This is a genomic window from Parafilimonas sp. (assembly GCF_047606085.1).
Classification (GTDB): Bacteria; Bacteroidota; Bacteroidia; order Chitinophagales; family Chitinophagaceae; genus Parafilimonas.
Genome location: NZ_JASGEX010000077.1, coordinates 1 through 23,230 on the forward strand (window position 1 = coordinate 1; position 23,230 = coordinate 23,230).

A 23,230-nucleotide genomic window follows, 5' to 3' on the forward strand; every position below is an offset into this window, starting at 1 on the left:
ACTTTGTATATAAGTTGTGTTCATCTTTATATCAATGAAACGCCCATGCAAAATGTTTTTTTCACACAGGGTGATGTACATTAGGGCGTTCCATGAGACCATTGAAAAAACAAATATGCACGAATGAAAACAATATGTACAGCAATAATTTTATTGACGGGCTTTTTTACGCTCAAAGCCCAGCAATACAAACCTGTTGACGACAAAAGCGAAGTGAAATTTACCATTAAGAATTTTGGTATTAATACAAATGGTACCTTAAATGGTTTAAAAGGAACAATAAAGTTTGACCCGGCAAACCTTGCCGCCTCTTCTTTTGATGTTTCGGTTGATGTGAATACAATAAATACCGGTGTTGACGGAAGGGATAGCCACCTTAAACAGGATGAGTATTTTAATGTGGCGAAATACTCCGTAATCAGGTTTATTTCCACCTCAATAGAAAAAAACGGTGAAGATTATGCAGCTAAGGGAAATTTAACGATAAAAGGAATAACCAAACCAATGTCAATTCCTTTTACAGTAAAACAGAATGGGGAAGGGCTGATATTTTCCGGCGGATTCAATATTAACCGGAAAGATTTTGGCGTTGGAGGCAGCAGTGCCGTAATGGGGAGTGAAGTGAACGTAAGCCTGAAAGTTTTTACTGTGAAGGAATAGTAATAATTCCGGGCTGTTCACCTATTTTAAATAGCCTGAATCGTTGCTAAAAAAAGCAATGGAAGGGTTTGAAGAAAAAGTTTTGCCTTTATGGCTATGTCTTACCTGAAAAGAAACATACTGGAATAAAAGCCCTTTTAAATTCCGATTGCCGGTGTAAAAATGTATCCGGAACAAAAATGTTTTTAGTACCATTGTGGCAAACAGGGAATCTTATTTTCTACCTGCTTACGTAAAATAAAGATCTGAAGGCGGCAGGTCTTTCAAATACAACTGCATTGCTATTTCAGCAATAAGAATGTTTAAGCCTTAACTGTAAACCTTATTTATAAATTTTCACCTTGGCAGAAAATAGCACCGGAAGTTTATGCAACCTTATTATATGTTTGCATTTTGCATTAATTTCACCGCGCTAAAAAAGCTTCATAGCATTAATGCAGATGAAGGTAGTGCGACGCAACCGTGCTTAATCACGGAACTGCAGCCTGCCACAAAAAAATAAAAATTATTATGGCTGAAAAAATTTTAATGCCGCGTTTAAGCGATACGATGACAGAAGGCGTGATTGCTGCCTGGCATAAGAACGTGGGCGATCCTGTAAAGAAAGGCGATTTGCTGGCTGAAATTGAGACCGATAAAGCTACCATGGAACTGGAAAGTTATAAAGACGGCGTATTGCTGCACCGCGGCGCTGAACAGGGTGGTAAACTGCAGGTAAATGACCTGCTGGCGATTGTGGGCGATAAAGGCGAAGACGTAAGCGGGTTGATTGGTGGTAATGGAAAAGCTGCAAGCGACAAGCCGCAAGCTGCAGGCAAAGAAGAAAAGGCTGAGGCTAAACAACCTGAAACCGGTAACCATCCACCAGCTACTAAAACACCGCCGGCGGTTGAAAAAGTGGATATTTCCAAAATGGATGAAGTGGTGCTGATGCCGCGTTTAAGCGATACCATGACGGAGGGTGTAATTGCATCATGGCAGAAAAATGTGGGAGATGAGGTGAAGAAAGGTGATATACTCGCCGAAATTGAAACCGATAAAGCTACCATGGAACTGGAAAGCTATAAAGACGGCAAGCTTTTATACCAGGGTGCAAAAGCAGGTGAAAAAATAGCCGTGAATGATCTGCTGGCTATTATTGGAAAAGAAGGTTTTGATGTAAATAAAGTGGTGAATACTGCAAAAGGCGATGGCAGCACTGAAGCGGCCGCACCTGCTGAAACAAAAGAAGAAACTGCAGCGCCTCAGCCTGAAGCTGCACCCGAACAACAGATGGTGAATGAAGGAAGGATACTGGCTTCGCCGCTTGCCAAAAAACTGGCAGAAGAGAAAGGCATTGACCTTAAATATGTAAAAGGCAGCGGCGATAACGGAAGGATTACCAAGGCTGATATTGATAATTATGAAGCGCCGGCTGCAAGTGATAAGCTGCAGACTGCAGAACAACCACAGGCGGTGGAAGTAAAACCACAGGAAGCTGTGCCGGTAAAACAAACACAGGCTGCTGTTGCCACAACTTCCTATGGCAAAGAAGCGTTTGAAGAAATTCCTGTATCACAAATGCGTAAAACCATTGCGCGCAGGCTTTCCGAGAGTATGTTTACAGCGCCGCATTTCTATCTCACCATGAGCATTGACATGGGCGCCTGTGTGGCAGCCCGTAAGCATATAAATGAAATAAGCCCCGTTAAAATAAGCTTTAACGACATGGTGCTGAAAGCAGTTGCTGTGGCATTAAAACAGCATCCTAAGGTAAACAGCAGCTGGCTTGGTGATAAGATTCGTATAAACAAACATGTGAGCATTGGTGTGGCAGTGGCTGTTGATGAAGGCTTACTGGTTCCGGTGGTGCGTTTTGCCGATACAAAACAATTAAGCCAGATAGCAATCGAAGTAAAGTCTTTGGCAGAGAAAGCAAAGAATAAAAAACTGCAGCCGGCAGAATGGGAGGGAAGTACCTTCACTATCTCTAACCTGGGCATGTTTGGCATAGATGAATTCACCGCCATTATTAATCCGCCTGATGCATGTATTTTGGCCGTGGGTGGTATTTCGCAGGTACCTGTTGTTAAGAACGGCGCTCTTGTGCCGGGTAATATTATGAAGGTAACGTTGAGTTGTGATCACCGTATTGTGGATGGTGCAACCGGCGCTGCCTTTCTGCAAACATTAAAGCGCCTGCTGGAAGAGCCTTTAATGATGTTGGTGTAATATTAAAGTCAATTAGAAATTAAATAAAGGCTTCGTGTATTCACGGAGCCTTTTTGTGTGCGCCAGGCATGTTTATAATCTATAGGGTGGAAGTCCCGAGTGAGCGTTGCAGTGCGTATCATTAGCCAGGAGCAAGGGTGCCACTGTGCGGAAGCGGAATCTGAAGCCCGCCTGACCGGACGGGCTGGGAAGCTGCATAAGAGGCATCGTTACATGGATGATGTTGCAATAGAAACAAAAGTCCAACGCTGCACAGCATGTAAGTATGTAAATACAGGGGCTGCATGAGTGGAAAGAAATAAGCTTACCCTGAGAGGTCTTACAGTAAGCTGGCGGAGAACGAAGCGCAGTTCAAAGCGGCAACAACTTATAGTAATATAAGAAGGTACTGTAAGAAGTCAGCAGAGGTCATAGTAGGTGGGATAAGAAGCTGGGAAAAAAACCGGAAGCATTCGCGAACACCAAAGGACTGAATGTTAGAAGGAAGGGACTATCAAAGAAATTATCAAAACGAAAAAAAGCAGAAACACGTATTAAAGCAGCAATTCTTTATTCCTGATATTCATCCCTTCAAAAAGCTTGTAAAAACTTTTTCTGGATGCAAGGTCTTTCAGGCCATTCAGGTGGTTTTCGTGGTGCATATCGGTTCCCATCAGGGCTACCATGTTTTTCTTCAACAGGTTTTGAGCGGCTTTTTTAGGGCCTTCCCCATAATAACCCAGTAATGATAAAATGTTTATCTGCAAATAACAACCCAGGTCAATAAAGCGCTCAAATGTTTCTATGTTTCCCATATAATAATTGTACCGTTCAGGATGGGCAAGCACGGGCTGCAGGCCCTTAAGCCTAAGCTGGAAGATGGCGCTTTCAATATTGTTTGAGGCGGCTACATAAGACATCTCAATAAGAATGAGGTTTTTACCAAATGTAAGCAATGGCTTGCCGGCCACAACATGGTTTTCAAAATCAAGGTCAACCATATATTCGGCTGCTGCTTCCACCTGTATGTCAATATTATTTTCCTCTATGGCCGCACGCACTACTTCAAGTTTTGGTAAAATGGTAGCGGGAGAATTGGGATATACTTCTGCCAGTATATGCGGTGTACAAATAAGTTTTTTATAACCCATTTGCTGCAACTGCCGCATATAGCTTATAGTTTGATCAATGGTTTGCAAACCATCGTCAAGGCCGGGCAATAAATGCGAGTGCATATCTGCACCAATAAACGAAAGATCAGGCGTTGTTTTAGAAGAGCCAAACAATGAAAACATGCGCGAATTTACAGGATGTCAATTCAAAATATAATAATAGTGCTATGCTAACTATAAATCGTCTTATTCTGAGTGAATTGTCAGTGGTGAGTCACTGTTGGACTATTGATAATTTATAATTCACACTTTAAATGAAGATGCTCTGCCGGAAACTCTACAATCAATACCTGTTCAAGGCTCTCAAGCCGTACATACACTTTCTTGCTGCCTCCTTTTATAACCGTGCCCTCAGCATCCATAAAAACACCTTTACTAATTACCACTTTATTGTTTGTTCTGAATTGCCGCAGGTTTTCTACGGTTATATGCGCATCTTTTTCGAGCAGGTACGATTTTATGAGCTCAATTTCTTCGTCGCGTATTACGGCAGGCTGCTTTAAATAATAAACAAATTGTAAAGCACCATCTGTACTAAGCACTTTAATTTTTTCATCATCATTTATATGTACGAATACATAAGATTTAAATAACGGATCCTCAATTATTTTTTTCCTGTCGCTCCACTGGCTTTCTTTTCTTTGTACGGGGCACCAGCTTTCAACTCCTTTTTCCTGCAGCCTGCTGTTTACTTTTTTTTCCCAGCGGGGTTTGGTATAAATGGCAAACCATTTTTTCCCGGTATTGTTTTCCATGGCAAAATTTGGTAGTGAAATATTTTCCAAAAATAATAAGGGCATTCTTACAGAAAAAATGCCCTTATTAAAAGCTGGTAAATCAGTGCGCTTTATTTATATCGTTAACTATGCTTACTGTTTCGTTTATATAAACATCTTTTTGAACATTCTTCAGCCATTGCAAATATCTTCCACCTTTTGCACTGTCTGCATTGCTGTAATATTTCGCGCTGTCAACAGCAACCGGCTGAATATTCATTGGTGTGGTTAAGCGCGACAGGCTGTCGTCCTGCTTAACTGCATTTTTAAGAAGGGTTTGCTGTTTTTGATATTCAGTAAGGTTAAGGCTGTAACTTTTATCTGCATTGTCTTTTAACCATAAAGAGTTTTTTGCCAGTGTGTTAAATGCCGTGTTAGACTGAATGCGGCTTTTGGCCCCTGTCTCAATCGTATTCCAGTTAATGCCGGCGTTAAACGGTGTAAAATCGGCTTTCTCTAACTGGTCCCAGGCCAATGCGGTAGGCTGGTCTTTTTCGCGAAGCTTTAAGTAATCGTAAGGATCGGGCATGGCAACATCCGGCGTTACACCTTTTAGCTGTGTAGAGCCGCCGTTTATGCGGTAAAATTTTTCGAATGTAAGCTTAAGCGTTCCATATTCGGTTTGGCCACTTAACAAATCCAGGGGTTTGCCAAGGGGTAAAGTACGTTGCACCGTTCCTTTGCCATACGTATCGGAACCTACAATTATGCCGCGTTTATAATCCTGAATGGCGGCCGCGAAAATTTCGGAGGCAGATGCGCTGAACTCATTCACCATTACGGCCAGCGGGCCATCATATAAAACCGAAGTATCGTTATCGCTTAAAATAGCCGGTTTGCCATTGCGGTCTTTCACCTGTACAACCGGGCCGCTTTTTATAAACAAGCCAACCATATTTACAACTTCAGGAAGCGAGCCGCCGCCATTATTGCGCAGGTCGAGAATAATGCCCTGCACATTTTCTTTTTTGAGCTTTATGATTTCATTGGCTACATCCTGGGAGCAACGGTTGCCATCAGGCCTGTCGAAATCTGCATAAAATTCCGGGAGGAATATATAACCTATTTTTCCGTCGGGCTGATTGATAACAGCGCTCCTGGCAAACTGCTCATCCTGCACAATTTCGTCACGTATCAGTGAAACAACTTCTGTGGAGCCATCTGTTTTTTTGAAAGTAATTTTTACTTCTGAGCCTTTTGACCCGCGAATAAGTTTTACAGCGTCTGTAACGGCATAGCCCCGTACATCAACAGGCTCTTCTTTTCCCTGTCCCACTTTTATAATTTCATCGTTCACCTGCACTTTGCCGCTTTTCCAGGCAGGGCTTCCCGTAATTAAAGTGGCGATTTTTATAGCGCCGTCATCATCTTTCAACTGAGCGCCTATTCCATAAAAACGGCCGCTCAGATCTTCTTCAAATGAACGGCTTTCCACCGGTGGAAAATATTCTGTGTGCGGATCCATCAGGTCGGTAATAACATTCACGTAGGTATTAAACTGTTCCTGGCCGTTAAAAATCATTTTCTGGCGGTTAAAGCTGCGGTCTAAAACAGTTTGTACTTTAGTTCGCGCCAATTGTTCAAGCTGGATATCTGTTTTATTGGCTATCGCCGTATCTTTTGTTTTATTATTACGCTGCTGAAGAAGGTCGGTATATTGATCGAGCGTAAGGTATTTTAAGCGTTTGCGCCAGAATTCTTTTCTCGCTGCCGTATCAGCTGGGTATCTCGCTTTTTCATCATCTAAGTTTATTTCTTCTTTGGCCGTAAAGTCGAAAGGTTTGGAAAGTATTTCTTTACACAAGCCAACCACTTCATCCATTCTTTTTAAATAGATCGTGGCTGCATCAGTGTAAAATTGCAGCGGGGCGCCCTTTATTTCATCATCAAGCGTAAGCTCATATTTTTTCAGGTAATCCACATCCGGTTGTAAAAAAATGTTTTTATCCGGGTTAAGCGCTTCCAGATATTTTGTAAAAACCTGTTTTGAAAACTTATCATCAATAGGTTTAGGCGCATAATGCTTTTGTTCCAGTATGGTGCCAATAACAGTCAGCAGCATTTGCTCCTTCGTTTCCGGCGATTTGTCGTTTCTTTTAAATGCCCACAGTGTAACGCCCAGCAAAACGATTAATGCCGCCGGTAATACGGTTCTTCTCAACATAATTTTAGAAATTTTTAATTGCATACGCACTTTCAAAAATAAATTAAAAAAAGATGCCATTTTTTTTATTACATGAATTAACAAGGCCTGAACAAATAAACGCTAAAAATGTAGCGGTAAGTGCTTGCTTACAAAACTTAATTCAGTTATTTTTGCACCCCCGCAAATCACGGAGATTGTAGCTCAGTTGGTTAGAGCGTCAGATTGTGGCTCTGAAGGCCGTGGGTTCGAATCCCATCATTCTCCCAAAAATGCCTCGTACAATCGGGGCATTTTTTGTTTGTCAGGGATTGTGGGCATTAAGCAAATTCCTGCAAATAAATTTATTGCATGGATTGAAAGCTTAGGTTTAAGATACGAAAGAATCAAAGCATCGCATGACCATTACAACTATCCCAAACGGCTTACACGCTCCGTTACTGTAAGAACAAAATATAAAGACATTTGCATATTCATACAAACCTTAAAACACTTGGCTTTTCAAAAGAACAATTTGAAAAAGAAATCCAAAACTTCTAATGCTTCGTTACCTAACAAACAAGTATATACAATAATTAAATTCACGCAGTCGCCGCCTTTCTTTTCAGGTTGGGAAGAAAAGCCGTCAATAATCCGATAAGCGGTAAAAAGGCGCAAATCTGGTACACATATTTTATGCTGGTTTTATCAGCCAAAGCGCCAAGCACGGCAGAACCTAATCCACCCATACCAAAAGCAAAACCAAAAAATAAGCCTGACACCATGCCAATTTTCCCCGGCAGCAATTCCTGTGCATACACCAGTATGGCTGAAAAAGCCGATGCAATGATCACACCAATAAAAACGGAAAGCACAGAGGTAAAGAACAGGTTGGCATGCGGCAGCAGTAAGGTAAACGGCGCAGCGCCTAAAATAGAAAACCATATCACATATTTTCTTCCGAAGCGGTCGCCAAGCGGGCCGCCTAAAATAGTTCCCGCCGCCACCGATGCGAGGAAAACGAAAAGATAAATCTGCGATGTTTGTACCGACACATTGAATTTATGGATGAGGTAAAATGTATAATAGCTCGTCATAGAAGCGAGGTAGAAATACTTCGAAAAAATCAGTACCAGCAAAATAATCACACTGCTGATAATCTTCCCTTTTGATAAATGAACAGGGCTTTCTGTGCTTGTTGTTTTTGATTTTTTTCTCAGGGAAAGATGCCCGCGGTACCAGAAACCCAGCCTGCTTAGGATAATAATTGCGGCAAAAGCCAGCAGGGAGAACCACAAAATATTACCCTGTCCGTATGGCTCTATTATAAGGGCAGCCAGCACGGGCCCGATTGAACTGCCTGCATTTCCGCCTACCTGGAAAATGGATTGGGCAAGCCCGCGGCGGCTGCCGGCAGCCATATAAGCAACCTTTGACGCTTCCGGATGAAATACGGAAGAACCGATACCTATTAAAGAAACTGATATTAAAATAATGGCATAGCTTGGTGCCTGCGATAATAATACAAGGCCAATCAGGCTGAACACCATGCCTGCAGCCAGAGAAAATGGCTGTGGCTTTTTATCGGTGAAAGAACCAACCATTGGCTGTAACAGCGAAGCAGATAGCTGAAACGTAAGCGTTATAAAGCCTATTTGTGTAAAGCTTAAATGAAAAGAATTTTTTACTATGGGGTAAATAGACGGAATCAGCGATTGAATGGTGTCGTTTAATAAATGGGATAGGCTTATTGCAATAAGAACGGGAAATATGGTTTGCTGCTGAATGGCAGCGCCGGTATTTTCAGCTTTCAATACGTAAAATTTAGGGCGCGAAAATACAATGGTAAAATTTTTTATTCCGGGAATTAAACAGGCATTAAGCGCTTTATTAAGAATTCATTCATGTAAACTTTTGTATTTTCGCATTTCTAAAAAGCTTTCTGATGATTAAAACAGGTAATCCTATTATAAGCATTTACACGGAAATGACGCCTAACCCGGAAACAATGAAGTTTGTTGCCAACAAATTACTTTACCCCGGAAAGAGCATAGATTTCCAGGATGAAAGCCAGGCCGGCCCAAGCCCGCTGGCAAAAGAATTATTCAGTTTTCCTTTTATAAAAGGCGTTTTTATAGCAAGCAATTTTATCACGCTTACCAAAACGGCTGATACGGAAGACTGGCAGGATGTTATTCCTTCTGTAAAACAGTTCCTGAAAGATTATCTTGAGAACGGCGGCGCCATAATTAATGAAGATGAGGTGGCCAAAGTAAAGCAGGATACCGGCAATATTATTTTAAGCGATGATACCGATGTGGTAAAGCGCATTAAAGAACTGCTTGATAATTATGTGCGCCCGGCTGTGGAAATGGATGGCGGCGCCATTCAGTTTAAAAATTATGATGAGGGCGTTGTAAGCCTCATGCTTCAGGGAAGCTGCAGCGGCTGCCCTTCCTCCATGGTAACGCTGAAAGCCGGTATTGAAGGCATGATGAAGCGAATGATACCTGAAGTGAAGGAAGTGGTGGCAGAAGCGGAATAAATATGCTTGTGAAAAGATTCGAACGCCGGGCAGTGAAAATAATGCCCGGCGTTTTTATTTGGCATTGTTATTTGGTCGTTATTTTTTTGGGTTACATCCAATTTATTGCAGCCCTTTCTCTATAAATATTATTTTGAGGTATTATTTTTAATTTATAAAGCACGGTATAAAAAAATCATGCACACTACTAAAAAACTATTATTTTTTCAATTGCTATCTTCCGTGTGTTTGTTAAGCTGCCATTCAAAGCAGGAAAATAAAGAACCTAAAAAATCTCCGCCGCCGGTTGTTGATGTAATGATTGCACAGCCGCAGGCAGTTTCGAATATTATTGAGGCCAATGGAACGGTTGTGGCAAACGAGTTTGTTGAACTGCACCCGGAAGCTACCGGCCGCATTACTTATTTAAATGTTCCGGAAGGAAAATATATTACCAAAGGAACCGTGATTGCCCGTATTAACAGCGCTGATCTTGAAGCGAATCTTAATAAAAGCAAAGCGGCGCTTAAACTGGCGCAGGATTATGTTGACCGCTTGAAACCTTTACTTGCCGTGCAGGGTGTGAACCAGGCCGATTATGATGCCGCTGCAAATACGGTGATAAGCACAGAAGCTGATATTCAATATACGCAGGCGCTGATTGATAAAACTGTTGTTTGCGCGCCTTTTGACGGTGTGGTGGGCTTGCGGCAGGTGAGCCTGGGCGCTTATGTGAGCAATACAGATGTTATTGCTACTATGCAGCAGGTAAATAATTTAAAGATGGATTTTACCTTGCCTGAAGAATACGGAAAATATATTTCAACCGGTTCCACTGTGCAGGTTACTTTAGATGCTATCGGCGACACCGTAAAACATAAAGCTGCCATTATTGCAATAGAGCCACAGGCCAATACGGTTACCCGCAATCTTAAAGTGAGAACTATACTGCAGGATAAAACAAAAGCAAATCCCGGTGCCTTTGCCAAGGTATATCTTGCCCGGGGCGGGTCAAAGCAAAGCATAGTGGTGCCAACAAATTGCATCATCCCCAGCGATATAAATAAACAGCTTATTCTGGTTAAGAACGGCAATGCCCAATTTACCAATGTTACCACAGGCATGCGCCTGCAGGGCAATGTGGAAATAACAAAAGGCGTTGAGGCTGGCGATACGGTAATTGTAACCGGTGTTTTATTTGCAAAAGATAAAAAACCGGTGCACGTGCGCAGAACATTGGCTTTGGACAGCCTGGGCAATTAGCACAGGCGGTTTTTATATGCCACAGATGCAAATAGCTGTTGCGGCATGAAATTTTGAACAGGCCGCCGGCAATTATAAAACCAAAGCCATTTGGGTGTATTTCTTTTTCGCAGGCGGGGTGGACACCCACCTTTAGAACCCGCTACCGGTCGGTGCCTCACCGACCGGAGTGCCGCGTATGAAGCGAAAATTTGAAATACGCCCAGCCATTTCATCTTTAGCCTGCCAGTAGTTATTTTTGCTAACTAACTATGCCTGACGCAAATTCAAATACAACGTTAAAACGGCTTCGCAACCATTACCGCATGGTAATTATGAACGACGACACTTTTGAAGAAGTGATAAAGTTTCGCCTTTCGCGCCTGAGTGTTTACATGATCCTGAGCACAACGTTTTTATTAATGATAAGCCTTGCAGTGGCCTTGCTGGTGTTTACCCCGTTGCGGTATTATTTACCGGGTGCATCTGCCGATACGGACACGAGGCGCGCACTGCAAACGCTGAAGATGCGCACCGATTCGCTGGAACAGGTTTTGCGATATAATGAAACTTATTTCAAGGGAATAAAACAGGCTTTGGGTGAAGAAGGCGTTCCAAAAGATACTACACCGATAGATGTGCCAAAGCAAAATATTTCCAATGATTGAACCATATAATAAGAAAGAGGCAACCAATAAAAACCTGCTGGTGCAATATGCAGGTATTGGGGCGCAGATTGTTGCGGGGCTTCTGGTTTTTATTTTTGCCGGGAAATGGATGGATGAAAAACTGAGGCTTTCGTTTCCATTGCTTATATGGATTATGCCGCTTGTTTTTATTATTGGAATGATCATAAAAGTTATAAAAGATACTTCAACCAGAAAAAAAGATGAATAAGCTTATCAGGAATAAACTCTTTGGGCCGGTCATGATTTTTTTTATCATTATAAATGCGTTATGCCTTTCGTTAGCAAACTGGCTCGATGAAAAGAATATTAATCATTCCGTATTATTATCAGCAAATTTTATATTGTTTATTATTACTGTAATTGCATGCTATATATATGCAAGATCGCTTGCAACTGATAATGCACATGCATTTGTGCGCAGCGTTATGCTGGTGTCGTTTATCAAGCTGATGGCCATTGCAATAAGCGTTTTTGTTTACCTGCAGGCTGCGGGCGAAAACAGAAGCCTGTACGCCGTTGCAGGCGGCATGCTGCTTTACATTGTTTATACGGTGCTGGAAGTTAATGGCGCAATGAAAGTTAACAGGCAAAAAAATGTCGAAAACTGAGCATCCTTTACAGGCGCTTGCCTCTTATTTGCCTGACAACAGTTTTGAACAGGTAGCTTATTTTCTTCAGCACTATAAAGTACATCTTACCATAACAAGGCAGCGCCAGTCTGTATTAGGCGATTACCGCAATGCGGTAAATGGAAAAAACCATCGCATAAGTGTAAATGGCAATCTCAACAAATATGCTTTTTTAATTACGCTGCTGCACGAGCTGGCGCATTTGCTTGCATTTGAGCAGTACGGCCATCGCATACAGGCGCATGGAAGGGAATGGAAAAGTATGTACAGCGGCCTGCTGAAAGATTTTATTGCCAGGAAAATTTTTCCTCCTGATGTGGAACAGGCTCTGCATGCTGCTGTTCAAAACCCTGCCGCCAGCAGTTGTGCAGAAGATGGTTTGATGCGTGTTTTATACAGGTATGATGAAAAGAAAAACGATACGGTTTTGCTGGAAGATGTAGCCAAAGGCGCTTGCTTTATAACAAAGGATGGCCGCATATTTAAGAAAGGCGAACAGTTACGAAAAAGATTTCGCTGCATTGAAAAAGATACGGGGCTGGTTTACCTGATAAGCCCTCTATACGAAGTAAAGCTTATTGACTGAATGTATCCTTAAAAAATTAATTCCTACTAATTTTGTAGGAATTTAAATAATCCTTTATTTTGCACAGCAATTACAAAAAACAATCAGATGCTTAACAGGCAATATACATTCATTCTTTTGGTAGAGGCCGGGTATTTGATTATGCATGTAAGCGACCGAATGTGTTGCCCTTGTTGATGTCTTCCATTTTCATTTCTCCTTAATTCTATTTTTCTTTTTTCAGATAAACAATTCCTTGCCGGGATCAAAAAAGCGTGTTATGAAAGAGCCATAATCCAGATAATCATTATAAAAAAATAGCCGGTTGCTGTTGCAGCACTCCCGGCCCTGAGAAACAACGAGCCGTGGAATTTGTACCAGCAGTTACCTGCCGGGCCGGCGTTATTATTTACTTCAAAACAATACTAATGAAACCGAGCATGATAATTTTTCTCACACAGGGGGATGTGCATAGCGAGGTTCCATGAGACAACTGAAAAAACAAATATGCACGAATGAAATTCCTTTTCTTGTTTGGGCACGTTTCAAATTTTAGCACCGGGTATTGCCGCCACCTGCAGCACCAGCATCATATATTTAATTTACTTACTAATGGATAAATATAAAGGGTATAGCTGCGCATATTGGTTATAATAAAAAATAACGGAGGTAATACCGGCGCTAAATTAAAACAGTTAAGCATGGTCGGAAGTGAAGACATCAGTGTTGGCAGGGATGTGAATTCAAAAGCGGGCAATGCTTATACGGGCACTTATTCTTTCACCGGATTAATTCAACGCATAACAATAAATCAGGAAATAAAATGAGAAATAAGTTTTTTGCAGCCGTATTTTTTTCAGGGCTTGTATTTGCGGCAACAGCGCAACAACAGGAATGGAAAGGCAGGATTGAGAAATCAATACAGCAATCAACACCTTATAAAATAGACTATGTAAAAAAAGCAGTGCCCGGCAGCCCGAGCGTTTTATTGATTTTGTTAGATGATGTTGGCTTCGGTGCATCAGAAGCTTTTGGCGGGTTGGTGCATACGCCCAATTTAGATTCGCTTGCCAACAACGGTTTGCGTTATGTAAACTTTCATACAGCAGGTATTTGTTCGCCAACACGTGCCGCACTGTTAACCGGCAGAAATCATCATTATGTTGGCATGGGCATGTTTCCACATTATCACAATTCTGCTGATTTCCCGGGTTATAACGCTCATATTCCTTCAAAAGATGGAACGATTGCAGAAGTGCTGCATGCAAATGGGTATGCAACATACCAGTTAGGAAAATGGCATCTTACACCTGATGAAGATACAACAGACCTGGGGCCGTTTGACCGCTGGCCTTCCGGTAAAGGCTTTGACCACAACTTTGGTTTTTTGGGCGGTTCAACCGATCAGTACAAGCCAAAGCTTGTTGAAGATAATAAACACGTGCAGCCGGACGGCAGGCATTTAAATGCCCAACTGGTTGATAAGGCTATTTCCTATCTCTCTTATCAGCAGGCTAAAGATACTGCCAAACCTTTCTTTATGTATTTCGCAACCGGTGCAACACATGCTCCGCACCAGGTTGATACGGCATGGAGTAATAGATACAAAGGCAGGTTTGATGAAGGATGGGATGTATATCGTGAAAAAGTTTTTGAAAATCAAAAGAAGCTTGGTGTTATACCTTCTTATGCACAATTGCCTGCAAGAAATGAATTGATACACGCATGGAAAGATTTACCGGCAGAGGAACAGCACTTATACGCAAGATTTATGGAAGTATATGCCGGCTATCTTGAATATACTGATTATGAAATAGGGAGACTGATCGGATATTTAAGAACATCAGGCCAGTTAGCCAATACAATTGTTCTGGTTATTGTTGGCGATAATGGAGCAAGTAAAGAAGGCACCGAATATGGTATAACTACAAAAGGAAGCAGGTCAGTGAATGGTACGCTTACCCGCGAAGAATACAGGCAGATAGAATTAAGCAATTATGGCAAGATAGGCGAAAAGGATGTAGCTGAAGCAGCCAATTATCCATTGGGCTGGGCGCAGGCCTGCAATACACCTTTCCGATACTGGAAAAGTGATGCCAATGCAGAAGGTGCAACGCATAACCCTTTAATTGTTTATTATCCGGGATATATAAAAGAGAAAGGCGGCATACGCTGGCAATATGGCCATGTAATTGACATCTTCCCAACTATTGAAGAACTCATCAGCATAAAACAGCCTGAGAATATAAAAGGTATTAAGCAGGATACGTTGCAAGGCTTCAGCCTGGTGTATTCATTGAATAATAAAGAGGCAAAGTCTGTTCACACAGAGCAATACTATACCATCTATGGAAACAGGGCTATTTATAAAGATGGGTGGAAGGCTGAGGCAGCACATCATCCAAACGGGATTGATCTTTTCGCATTCACGGATGATCCAAAAAAAGATACAACGGATAATCCTGATAAAGATGTGTGGCAGTTGTATAACCTGAATGATGACTTTAATGAACGCATTGATATTGCCGAAAAATATCCTGACAAATTAAAAGAACTGAAAGTGTTATATGATAAAAATGCATCGAAATACTATATCTATCCATTGCTTGATTTTAAATATACGGAAGATAAAATAAAAGCCGCCAAGGCATTGCAAAATAATTCCAAAAGCAAATAAAATGCAGTGTACAAAAATCACCATAACACATTGTTTAACGTTTGTGCTTTCCTTATTTGCCCAAAAGAAAGCTGTTGCATATCATTCAAATAAAATTATCGTAATAATTGTGCTGGCATTATGTGTATTGATGAGCAATGCCCAGCAGGTAACATTTACGCGGTTTAAAAATAATCCAATCATCACGGCCGGTATGCTGCCTTCAAAAGAAGAAGGCGATGATATTAATGGCCCCTGTTTGATAGAAGCGCCCAACTGGCTGCCAAACAAACTGGGTAAATACTATTTATACTTTGCACATCACAAAGGCAAATATATACGCCTTGCTTATGCGGATGATTTAAAAGGCCCGTGGAATATTTATAAGCCCGGCGCCTTGCATATTGAAGATTGTATTTGCAATAATGCGCCGTTTATTTCCGGCGAAAGTATAAGACATGCCGGCGCCGAAAATGCCGGCGATGAAGTAACGCATATTGCTTCGCCGGATGTGCTGGTGGATGATGCGGGCAAACAACTCATTCTGTATTTTCACTGCCCGCTTGCATACAATGGAAAGAAAGGCCAGTACTCGCTGCGGGCCGTTTCTTCAGACGGTATTCACTTCAAAGCTGATTCAACTGTTTTGGGCGATTCTTATTTCCGTGTTTTTAAATATGGGAATTATTATTATTCCCTTGCAAGAACAGGTATTGTTGGCCGCTCCGGGAATGGTATTGAAACCTTTGAAAGGGGCAATAATCCTTTCGATACAAAAGACAGTGTATCCAGATTGAGACATGTTGCTTTAAAGGCTGAAGGCAATATTTTATATGTTTTCTATTCACGCATTGGCGATGCGCCGGAGCGCATCCTGCTCTCAACGATCAACCTGGATGATGACTGGCTTAACTGGAAAGCATCTGCCCCCATTGAAATAGCCGCGCCTGCAACAGCGTATGAAGGTGCAGATCTCCCCATAACAAAATCCAAAGCAGGCCTGTATTATGGCAAAGTAAGGCAGTTGAGAGATCCTTATGTTTATGCTGAAAACAATAAATGGTACCTGTTGTATTCGGCGGCAGGTGAAAATGCAATCGCAATAGGTGAATTAAAAGTCAGTAAATAAAATGCACATCATCATAAATCAAAAAAATAAACCGCTTATATGAAAAAGCAATTCCTCATTTTCCTGTTCAGTGCATTGGTATTGTCAGCAAATATCAATGCCCAGCAAACGCAGCCTTTTCAGGGCACGATCGGTAAAACATTAAATGATTCAAAGGAGTGGTGGGCGCCTGTGCCAAAGCCGCCACAGGGCGCGCCGAATGTTCTGCTGATTATTATAGACGATGAGGGCTTCGGAGCTTCAGATGCATTTGGCGGGCTTATACGCACTCCCGTTATTGACAGCCTTGCCAATAACGGCCTGCGATATACCAACTTTCATACCACAGCTATTTGTGCGCCTACAAGGTCAGCTTTACTAACGGGGCGCAACAGTGCTTTTGTACATGAAGCAGGTTTTTCTCATATAGTAATGTCGGCCGGTTTCCCGGGCTGGGACGGGCGCATTCCTTCTTCTGCCGGTACCATTGCCGAAATTTTAAAAGACAATGGCTACAATACTTTTGCTGTAGGAAAATACGGCCTTACGCCCGATGAAGATGCAACCGATGCAGGGCCTTTTGACCGGTGGCCTTTGGGAAAAGGATTTGAGCATTTCTTTGGTTTCCTCGGCTCTGCCACAGATCAGTACAAGCCAGACTTAGTGGAAGATAACGCCCATGTAACGCCGGATGGCAGGCACCTGAATGAACAGATAACCGATAAAGCGATTGCTTATATAGGCCGCCAGCAAAAAGCCGCGCCGGGAAAACCATTCTTCCTGTATTATGCGCCCGGCGCTGTGCATGCGCCGCACCAGGTGGATAAATACTGGAGCGATCAGTACAAAGGCAAATTCGATGAAGGCTGGGACGTGTATAGGCAAAAGGTTTTTGAAAACCAGAAAAAACTTGGTTACATACCCGCCAATGCAAAGCTGCCGGCAACAAACCCAAGAATAACTGCATGGGACTCGCTGAGCCGGGAACAAAAGAAATTGTTTGCCCGTTTCTTTGAAGTATATGCCGGCTACTTAACCTACACCGATTACCAGATAGGAAGGCTTATTAATTATCTTAAAGAAAACAGCCTGCTGAACAATACACTGGTGTATGTAATATTGGGCGACAATGGCTCCAGTAAAGAAGGTACTTATGAAGGAACAATAGAGCCCAAAACCAACCCGGCAAGAACACAAACCCGGGCTGATTATTTAAAAAAGAATCTGGAAGATATAGACTCAATAGGTACGGCGAATGCGCAAACCAATTACCCGTTAGGCTGGGCGCAGGCTGCTAATACGCCTTTCAGGGAATGGAAGCAGGATGCTGATGCCGAAGGCGGCACGCATAACCCTTTGATTGTTTTTTATCCAAAGCTAATCCAGAATAAGGGCGGAATAAGAAACCAGTACGGGCATGTGATAGATATATTGCCTACAACCCTGGAGCTAACAGGTATTCAGGCTCCTGAATACCTCAGAAGCGTAAAACAGGACAGCATACAGGGTACATCGCTGGCCTATTCCATCAATGATGCCAATGCTGCTTCACGCCATAAAGTGCAGTATTATTACATCTTTGGTTCACGTTCTATTTATGCAGACGGATGGAAGGCGGAAGCTGCACACCGCCCGGATGCAATTGACTATAATTTTATAGGTAACAACCCGCCTGCCGACAGAAGCTTTGATGATGACGTATGGCAGTTGTATAACCTGAACGAAGACCCTACAGAAATAAATGACCTGGCAAAAAAATATCCTGAAAAATTAGAAGCGCTTAAAAAATTATTCGACGAACAGGCGCAGGCCAATCACCTGTACCCCTTGCTCGACTGGTATGATGTAAACAACAAGCGCATCCATCATCCCAACGGAAGCGATACGCAGGGGCCCATAAAATAAACAACGGTTTTTTGCATGAAACAATTCAATCATCATTTGTTAACAGGAAATAATTTTTACCTATGATATTTAACAAAAAAAGATTTTATGTAACTGCATTCATAAGCATCATAGCTGCCTCACAAAACTTGTATGCACAGCAGGATACAGCATATAAGGGCACCATCGGCAAAACATTAGCCGAATCAAAAGAGTATTCGATACCGCCTGTAACTGCACCAGAAGGCGCACCCAATGTTATATGGATATTGTTGGATGATGTGGGCTTTGGCGCCAGCAGTTCTTTTGGTGGTTTAATCAGTACACCAACTATTGACAGCCTTGCCAATAACGGTTTGCGTTATACCAACTTTCATACAACGGCTATTTGTGCGCCAACCCGCGCCGCATTGTTAACCGGGAGAAACAGCTCTTATGTGCACATGGCAGGCTTTGCGCATAAAATTATGTCTGCCGGTTTTCCGGGATGGGATGGGAAAATACCATCAAGCGATGGCACCATTGCCGAAATATTAAAAGCCAATGGTTATAACACGTTTGCTGTAGGTAAATATGGTGTAACGCCGGATGAAGAAAACAACAGCGCAGGCCCGTTTGACCATTGGCCAGGCGCAAAAGGTTTTGAACATTTCTTTGGATTTCTCGGTTCGCAAACAGACCAGTATAAACCGGATCTGGCGGAAGATGATGCAAAGGTTGAGCCAGATGGAAGGCACCTGAATGACCAGATAACCGATAAGGCAATCTTCTATATCGAAAGGCAAAAGAAAGCGGCCCCTGATAAACCGTTCTTCCTGTATTATGCTCCCGGTGCAACACATGCGCCCCACCAGGTACCGGATGAGTGGCGGGATTTATACAAAGGCAAGTTTGATGAAGGCTGGGATGTTTACCGCGAAAAGGTTTTTGAAAATCAAAAGAAGCTTGGCTTGCTGCCCGCGTATGCACAACTGCCTGAACGTGATCCAAACATAAAAGCCTGGAATACGCTAAGCGCGGATGAAAAGAGATTATATGCCCGTTTTATGGAAGTGTATGCTGCCTATTTTGCATATACAGATCATGAAATACAAAGACTGATTAATGAATTGAAAAAGCTAAACCAGCTTGATAACACAGTGATCTTTTTGATGCTTGGCGATAATGGCGCCAGTAAGGAAGGTACTTTGAACGGAGATGTTGACCGGGCTATATTTGGAAAGCCGCTTTCTGAAGAAGAAAATATACAATACAATCTTGCCAATTTTGATAAGATAGGTAAGCCTGAAGGCACTGAAGTAAATTACCCGCTGGGTTGGGCGCAGGCCTGCAACACACCATTCAAATACTGGAAGCAGGATGCCAACAGTGAGGGAGGCACTCATAACCCCTTAATTATTTTTTATCCCAAGGGCATTACAGATAAAGGAGGCTTGCGCACACAGTACGGGCATGTAATTGATATTCTTCCAACAACATTAGATATAGCCGGCATTAAAGCGCCTTCAGCAATTAAAGGCATTAAGCAGGATCCTGTACAAGGCACCTCTCTTGCTTACTCACTTGCAGATGCAAAAGCGCCTTCACGCCATACACAGCAATACTATTACATATTTGGCTCAAGAAGTATTTATAAAGATGGCTGGAAAGCTGCTTATGCATTTGAACCGTCGGTTAAAAATGGATTAATTGGCAAATATTCAGTTGCAGACACGCTGCATAACGACTGGCAACTGTATAACCTGAATGAAGATTTTAATGAGCGCTTTGATCTTGCCAAAAAATACCCGGAAAAATTAAAAGAATTAAAAGCCTTGTTTGATGAAGAGGCTGAAAAAAACAAACTCTATCCATTAATAACATGGGATGATGTTATGCAAAGAGCGTTAAAAATAGCGCCGGCACGATTACAGGCACCCGTAAAGAGTAAAGAATAAGCAGTATTAAGCCATTAAAATTTAAGACTATGACTATCGCAGACATTTGGTTGTTTATAAAAAAAATAGCAGTAGGCATCCTGATTTTTATAGTGCCGTTGCTGATAATCGTTCTTATTCTATGGCTTATTCAAACCCGGTTTTAAAATCTTTAACCTTCTAAATTTTGTCGCATGAAAGCAGAAAAAGCGGTAACACAAAAAATTGCAAAAGACATTGCCGTAAGTATTTTACTGTATGCATTGCCTGTTGTTTTAATGTTCGGTACATTTTACATTACCGGCGCCAGGCCCTGGCTGAGTTATATACCTGCAGATGCAAAAGTTGAAGGCGGCAGTTTTATTGCACAGGTGTTTAATCATCTTGGTACCTGGGGCCTGCCTTTAATTATGCTTATTGTAGGCATTGTTGAATTTGCTTATGGCCTGTATGAAAACCATTGGAGCAAAAACGAGCGCATACTTGATATTGTTTGCTTTGTGGTTCCCAAAATTGTGATAAAGCCTTTCATAGCTTATACCATACTCAAACTTTTGCCCCTTGTATTGCCGGATGGAAAAAATATATTCGGGTGGGTGCCTTTCTGGTGGGGCTTTTTAATTATTGCTGTGGCAGATGATCTTACACAATACTGGTATCACCGCCTGCACCACCAGCTGCCCTGGCTGTGGCGTTTTCACCGCACCCATCATTCCGCGTCTTACATGGGCATGGCAATGGCCAGCAGGCAAAATTTCTGGTACACGATATTCTTTTCACAAACTTATCTTACTACTACCCTGGTTTACCTGGGGCTGGGCTTTCCGGCACTGTTTGTAAAAGGCATAAAATCGTTAATAACAACGGCCGCACATTCCAGCATAAAATGGGATAAGCCTTTTTACACCATCAAATGGTTACAGCCAATCGGCTGGGTGATGGAAAGATTGATATCCACGCCGGCCACACATCATGCGCATCATGCAGACACAGATGGCGATGGGGTAGGGCATTATAAAGGCAATTTCGGCAATATGTTTTTTATATGGGATCTCATTTTCAAAACAGGCATTATTACAAGGCAGTACCCATCCGGCTATGGCATTAAGCATTATAAGCAGGAAGAGTGGTATGCACAGTTTTTATGGCCTGTATTCAAATCGAAGAAGAAAGGAAGCGAATTGCACAGGCATGGCCCGATGGTTGGCGATGCGGTTACAGTTACAACTGAAAATAATAATGATGATAAAACAAAAGATACGGGTTTGCCCGGGCTGCGGGAAATAGCGCGGGTTTAAAGCGTGCCGGGCCTGTAAATAAATGCAGAAATAAGCTTTGTTGGTGGTATGTATAAAGAAGAGGCTGTTCCTTTTGGGCAGCCTCTGTATTTTTAAGCTTTTATCTTTGTTTTAAGCCACAGCTTTCTTCACCAGGTCTGCCGCTTCGCTCAGTAATATAGCAGACTGCACTTTAAGGCCGCTTTCGTCAATTAATTTTTTGGCTTCTTCCGCATTGGTTCCCTGCAATCTTACAATGATTGGTATAGCAATATTGCCCAGGTTTTTATAGGCTTCAATTACGCCGGCAGCCACGCGGTCGCAACGCACAATGCCGCCAAATATGTTGATGAGGATGGCCTTAACATTCGGGTCTTTCATAATAATGCGGAAACCGGCTTCCACGGTTTGCGCATTGGCCGTGCCGCCTACATCAAGAAAGTTGGCAGGGTTGCCGCCGCTTAATTTTATCATATCCATGGTGGCCATTGCCAAACCGGCGCCGTTAACCATACAGCCCACATTGCCATCCAGCTTAACGAAGTTGAGGTTGTATTTGCCCGCTTCCACTTCTGTAGGGTCTTCTTCTGCAAGGTCACGTAAAGCCTCAAGGTCAGGATGGCGCATTAAAGCATTGTCGTCCAGGTTCATTTTGCAGTCCACCGCAATCATCTTGTCATCGCTCGTTTTGAACAAAGGGTTTATTTCAAGCATGGAGCAGTCAAGCCCAAGATATGCGTTGTATAAATTGGTTACAAACTTCACACAGTTTTTAAATGCCTCTCCCTTCAATCCAAAATTGAAAGCGATCTTTCTTGCCTGGAAAGGCAATAAGCCGCCTGAAGGATGCACCCATTCCTTAAAAATCTTATCGGGGGTTTTATGCGCTACCTCCTCAATGTCCATGCCGCCTTCTGTACTGTACATAATCACGTTCTGGCCTTTGCCGCGATCCAACAATATAGATAAATAAAATTCCAGCGTGGGGTTGGGGCCGGGATAATATACATCCTGTGCAATCAAAACCTTGTTCACTTTTTTGCCTGCTTCGCCGGTTTGTATGGTAACCAGTGTGCCGCCTAAAATATTACCGGCAATATTTGCAATTTCTTCAAGGCTTTTGCCCACGGCAACGCCCCGCTGTTCCGTGCCTTTAATTTTTCCCTTGCCGCGCCCGCCGGCATGTATCTGGGCTTTTACAACAGCAAAATTGTTCTGCGTTTGGCTTTTAATGTTTCGGTATGCGTCTTCCGCTTCGTGCACGGTGCTGCATGCATAGCCTTCCTGCACCGGTACGCCATATTGCTTTATCTGTTCTTTTGCCTGGTATTCGTGAAGGTTCATGATCTGTGATTTGTGCGAAGATAATAGTTTGTGGTTTGATGATGCGCGTTATCATGTTTCGGCTGGCTAATATTTTAAGGGCGAACTTGTTTGAACTTTTGAAATAAACCACACAGATACATAGCTTTTTAGCAAACACAAGGGCAAAAGCGATACAAAGATTTTTATCTTCTATGAAAATACGGTGATTCACCTTGTACTGCTCTTGATACTGAATACATTTTCCTAAGAAAGCTGTTTGAATTTTTTTCGCACAGAGAACACAGAGCTAACAGAGTCGCTTTATCTTCTGTTGCCCCCTTTGCTCCGTGCGAAAAATCGTTAAAATCCGATAAAGGATTAAATTTTTAAACAGCTTCTAAGAAGCTGTCTAAAAACGCTTCAGCATAATTCGTATAGCGGCTAAATGTACCATGGCTACTCCTGTGTCATTCAATCTTTCATAATGCTTAGATGTTCTTCTGTTGGTATCTATC

At 42.3% G+C, this 23,230-nt stretch carries 19 protein-coding genes and 1 tRNA gene; 15 read left to right on the top strand and 5 right to left on the bottom strand.

Translation table 11 applies throughout. The annotated features are described in order from the left end of the window. The first annotated feature begins 123 nt into the window (after positions 1–123). Together QM629_RS06845 and QM629_RS06850 are read left to right on the top strand one after the other, a co-directional pair. Positions 124–660, top strand: coding sequence for a YceI family protein (locus QM629_RS06845; protein ID WP_415158531.1), 537 nt, complete (start codon positions 124–126; stop codon positions 658–660). A gap of 510 nt (positions 661–1,170) precedes the next feature. Further along, a complete protein-coding gene (locus tag QM629_RS06850; protein ID WP_415158533.1) occupies positions 1,171–2,871 on the top strand; it encodes a pyruvate dehydrogenase complex dihydrolipoamide acetyltransferase in 1,701 nt (566 codons plus the stop codon). 533 nt (positions 2,872–3,404) lie between these two features. Here the strand turns inward: QM629_RS06850 and QM629_RS06855 are convergent. From QM629_RS06855 to QM629_RS06865, 3 genes are all read right to left on the bottom strand, one after another. Continuing rightward, positions 3,405–4,145, bottom strand: a complete 741-nt coding sequence (locus QM629_RS06855) for a tyrosine-protein phosphatase (protein ID WP_415158535.1) — start codon at positions 4,143–4,145, stop codon at positions 3,405–3,407. Positions 4,146–4,258: 113 nt separating this feature from the next. Further along, positions 4,259–4,777 carry a UpxY family transcription antiterminator gene (locus tag QM629_RS06860; protein ID WP_415158537.1) on the bottom strand — a complete coding sequence of 173 codons (519 nt, stop codon included), beginning with the start codon at positions 4,775–4,777 and terminating at the stop codon, positions 4,259–4,261. Positions 4,778–4,859: 82 nt separating this feature from the next. Next, entirely contained in the window at positions 4,860–6,962 is a 2,103-nt protein-coding gene (locus QM629_RS06865) for a carboxy terminal-processing peptidase (RefSeq protein WP_415158539.1), read from the bottom strand. 171 nt (positions 6,963–7,133) lie between these two features. Here QM629_RS06865 and QM629_RS06870 point away from each other — a divergent pair. Continuing rightward, a tRNA-His gene (locus QM629_RS06870) sits at positions 7,134–7,209 on the top strand. A gap of 313 nt (positions 7,210–7,522) precedes the next feature. On the opposite strand, the gene QM629_RS06875 is transcribed toward QM629_RS06870, so the two are convergent. Further along, positions 7,523–8,734: an MFS transporter gene (locus tag QM629_RS06875; protein ID WP_415158541.1), complete on the bottom strand. Its 1,212-nt coding sequence runs from the start codon at positions 8,732–8,734 to the stop codon at positions 7,523–7,525. Between the two features lie 131 nt (positions 8,735–8,865). Between QM629_RS06875 and QM629_RS06880 the strand changes: the two genes are divergently transcribed. From QM629_RS06880 to QM629_RS06935, 12 genes are all read left to right on the top strand, one after another. Continuing rightward, a complete protein-coding gene (locus tag QM629_RS06880; protein WP_415158543.1) occupies positions 8,866–9,465 on the top strand; it encodes a NifU family protein in 600 nt (199 codons plus the stop codon). Between the two features lie 177 nt (positions 9,466–9,642). Further along, positions 9,643–10,707, top strand: coding sequence for an efflux RND transporter periplasmic adaptor subunit (locus QM629_RS06885; RefSeq protein ID WP_415158545.1), 1,065 nt, complete (start codon positions 9,643–9,645; stop codon positions 10,705–10,707). Positions 10,708–10,958: 251 nt separating this feature from the next. Further along, positions 10,959–11,354, top strand: a complete 396-nt coding sequence (locus QM629_RS06890; protein ID WP_415158547.1) for a hypothetical protein — start codon at positions 10,959–10,961, stop codon at positions 11,352–11,354. Beyond that, on the top strand, positions 11,347–11,583 hold the full coding sequence (locus QM629_RS06895) for an AtpZ/AtpI family protein (protein ID WP_415158549.1): 237 nt from the start codon (positions 11,347–11,349) through the stop codon (positions 11,581–11,583). The genes QM629_RS06890 and QM629_RS06895 overlap by 8 nt, the downstream gene beginning before the upstream one ends. 31 nt (positions 11,584–11,614) lie before the next feature. After that, positions 11,615–11,983, top strand: a complete 369-nt coding sequence (locus tag QM629_RS06900) for a hypothetical protein (RefSeq protein WP_415158551.1) — start codon at positions 11,615–11,617, stop codon at positions 11,981–11,983. Continuing rightward, positions 11,970–12,590: a SprT-like domain-containing protein gene (locus QM629_RS06905; RefSeq protein ID WP_415158553.1), complete on the top strand. Its 621-nt coding sequence runs from the start codon at positions 11,970–11,972 to the stop codon at positions 12,588–12,590. Before QM629_RS06900 ends, QM629_RS06905 begins: the two co-directional genes overlap by 14 nt. Before the next feature lie 623 nt (positions 12,591–13,213). Continuing rightward, positions 13,214–13,396: a hypothetical protein gene (locus QM629_RS06910; protein WP_415158555.1), complete on the top strand. Its 183-nt coding sequence runs from the start codon at positions 13,214–13,216 to the stop codon at positions 13,394–13,396. Further along, positions 13,393–15,246, top strand: a complete 1,854-nt coding sequence (locus QM629_RS06915) for an arylsulfatase (protein ID WP_415158557.1) — start codon at positions 13,393–13,395, stop codon at positions 15,244–15,246. The genes QM629_RS06910 and QM629_RS06915 overlap by 4 nt, the downstream gene beginning before the upstream one ends. Before the next feature lies 1 nt (position 15,247). Continuing rightward, the gene (locus QM629_RS06920) at positions 15,248–16,354 is read left to right on the top strand and encodes a hypothetical protein (protein ID WP_415158559.1); all 1,107 of its coding nucleotides are present in this window, start codon (positions 15,248–15,250) and stop codon (positions 16,352–16,354) included. A 39-nt stretch (positions 16,355–16,393) separates the two neighbouring features. Next, positions 16,394–18,238 carry an arylsulfatase gene (locus QM629_RS06925; RefSeq protein WP_415158561.1) on the top strand — a complete coding sequence of 615 codons (1,845 nt, stop codon included), beginning with the start codon at positions 16,394–16,396 and terminating at the stop codon, positions 18,236–18,238. Positions 18,239–18,300: 62 nt separating this feature from the next. After that, the gene (locus tag QM629_RS06930; protein WP_415158563.1) at positions 18,301–20,154 is read left to right on the top strand and encodes an arylsulfatase; all 1,854 of its coding nucleotides are present in this window, start codon (positions 18,301–18,303) and stop codon (positions 20,152–20,154) included. A 173-nt stretch (positions 20,155–20,327) separates the two neighbouring features. Further along, positions 20,328–21,431 carry a sterol desaturase family protein gene (locus QM629_RS06935; RefSeq protein ID WP_415158565.1) on the top strand — a complete coding sequence of 368 codons (1,104 nt, stop codon included), beginning with the start codon at positions 20,328–20,330 and terminating at the stop codon, positions 21,429–21,431. Positions 21,432–21,542: 111 nt separating this feature from the next. Here the strand turns inward: QM629_RS06935 and sucC are convergent, their stop codons facing one another. Further along, positions 21,543–22,754 carry an ADP-forming succinate--CoA ligase subunit beta gene (gene sucC / locus QM629_RS06940; RefSeq protein ID WP_415158567.1) on the bottom strand — a complete coding sequence of 404 codons (1,212 nt, stop codon included), beginning with the start codon at positions 22,752–22,754 and terminating at the stop codon, positions 21,543–21,545. Positions 22,755–23,230: the final 476 nt, after the last annotated feature.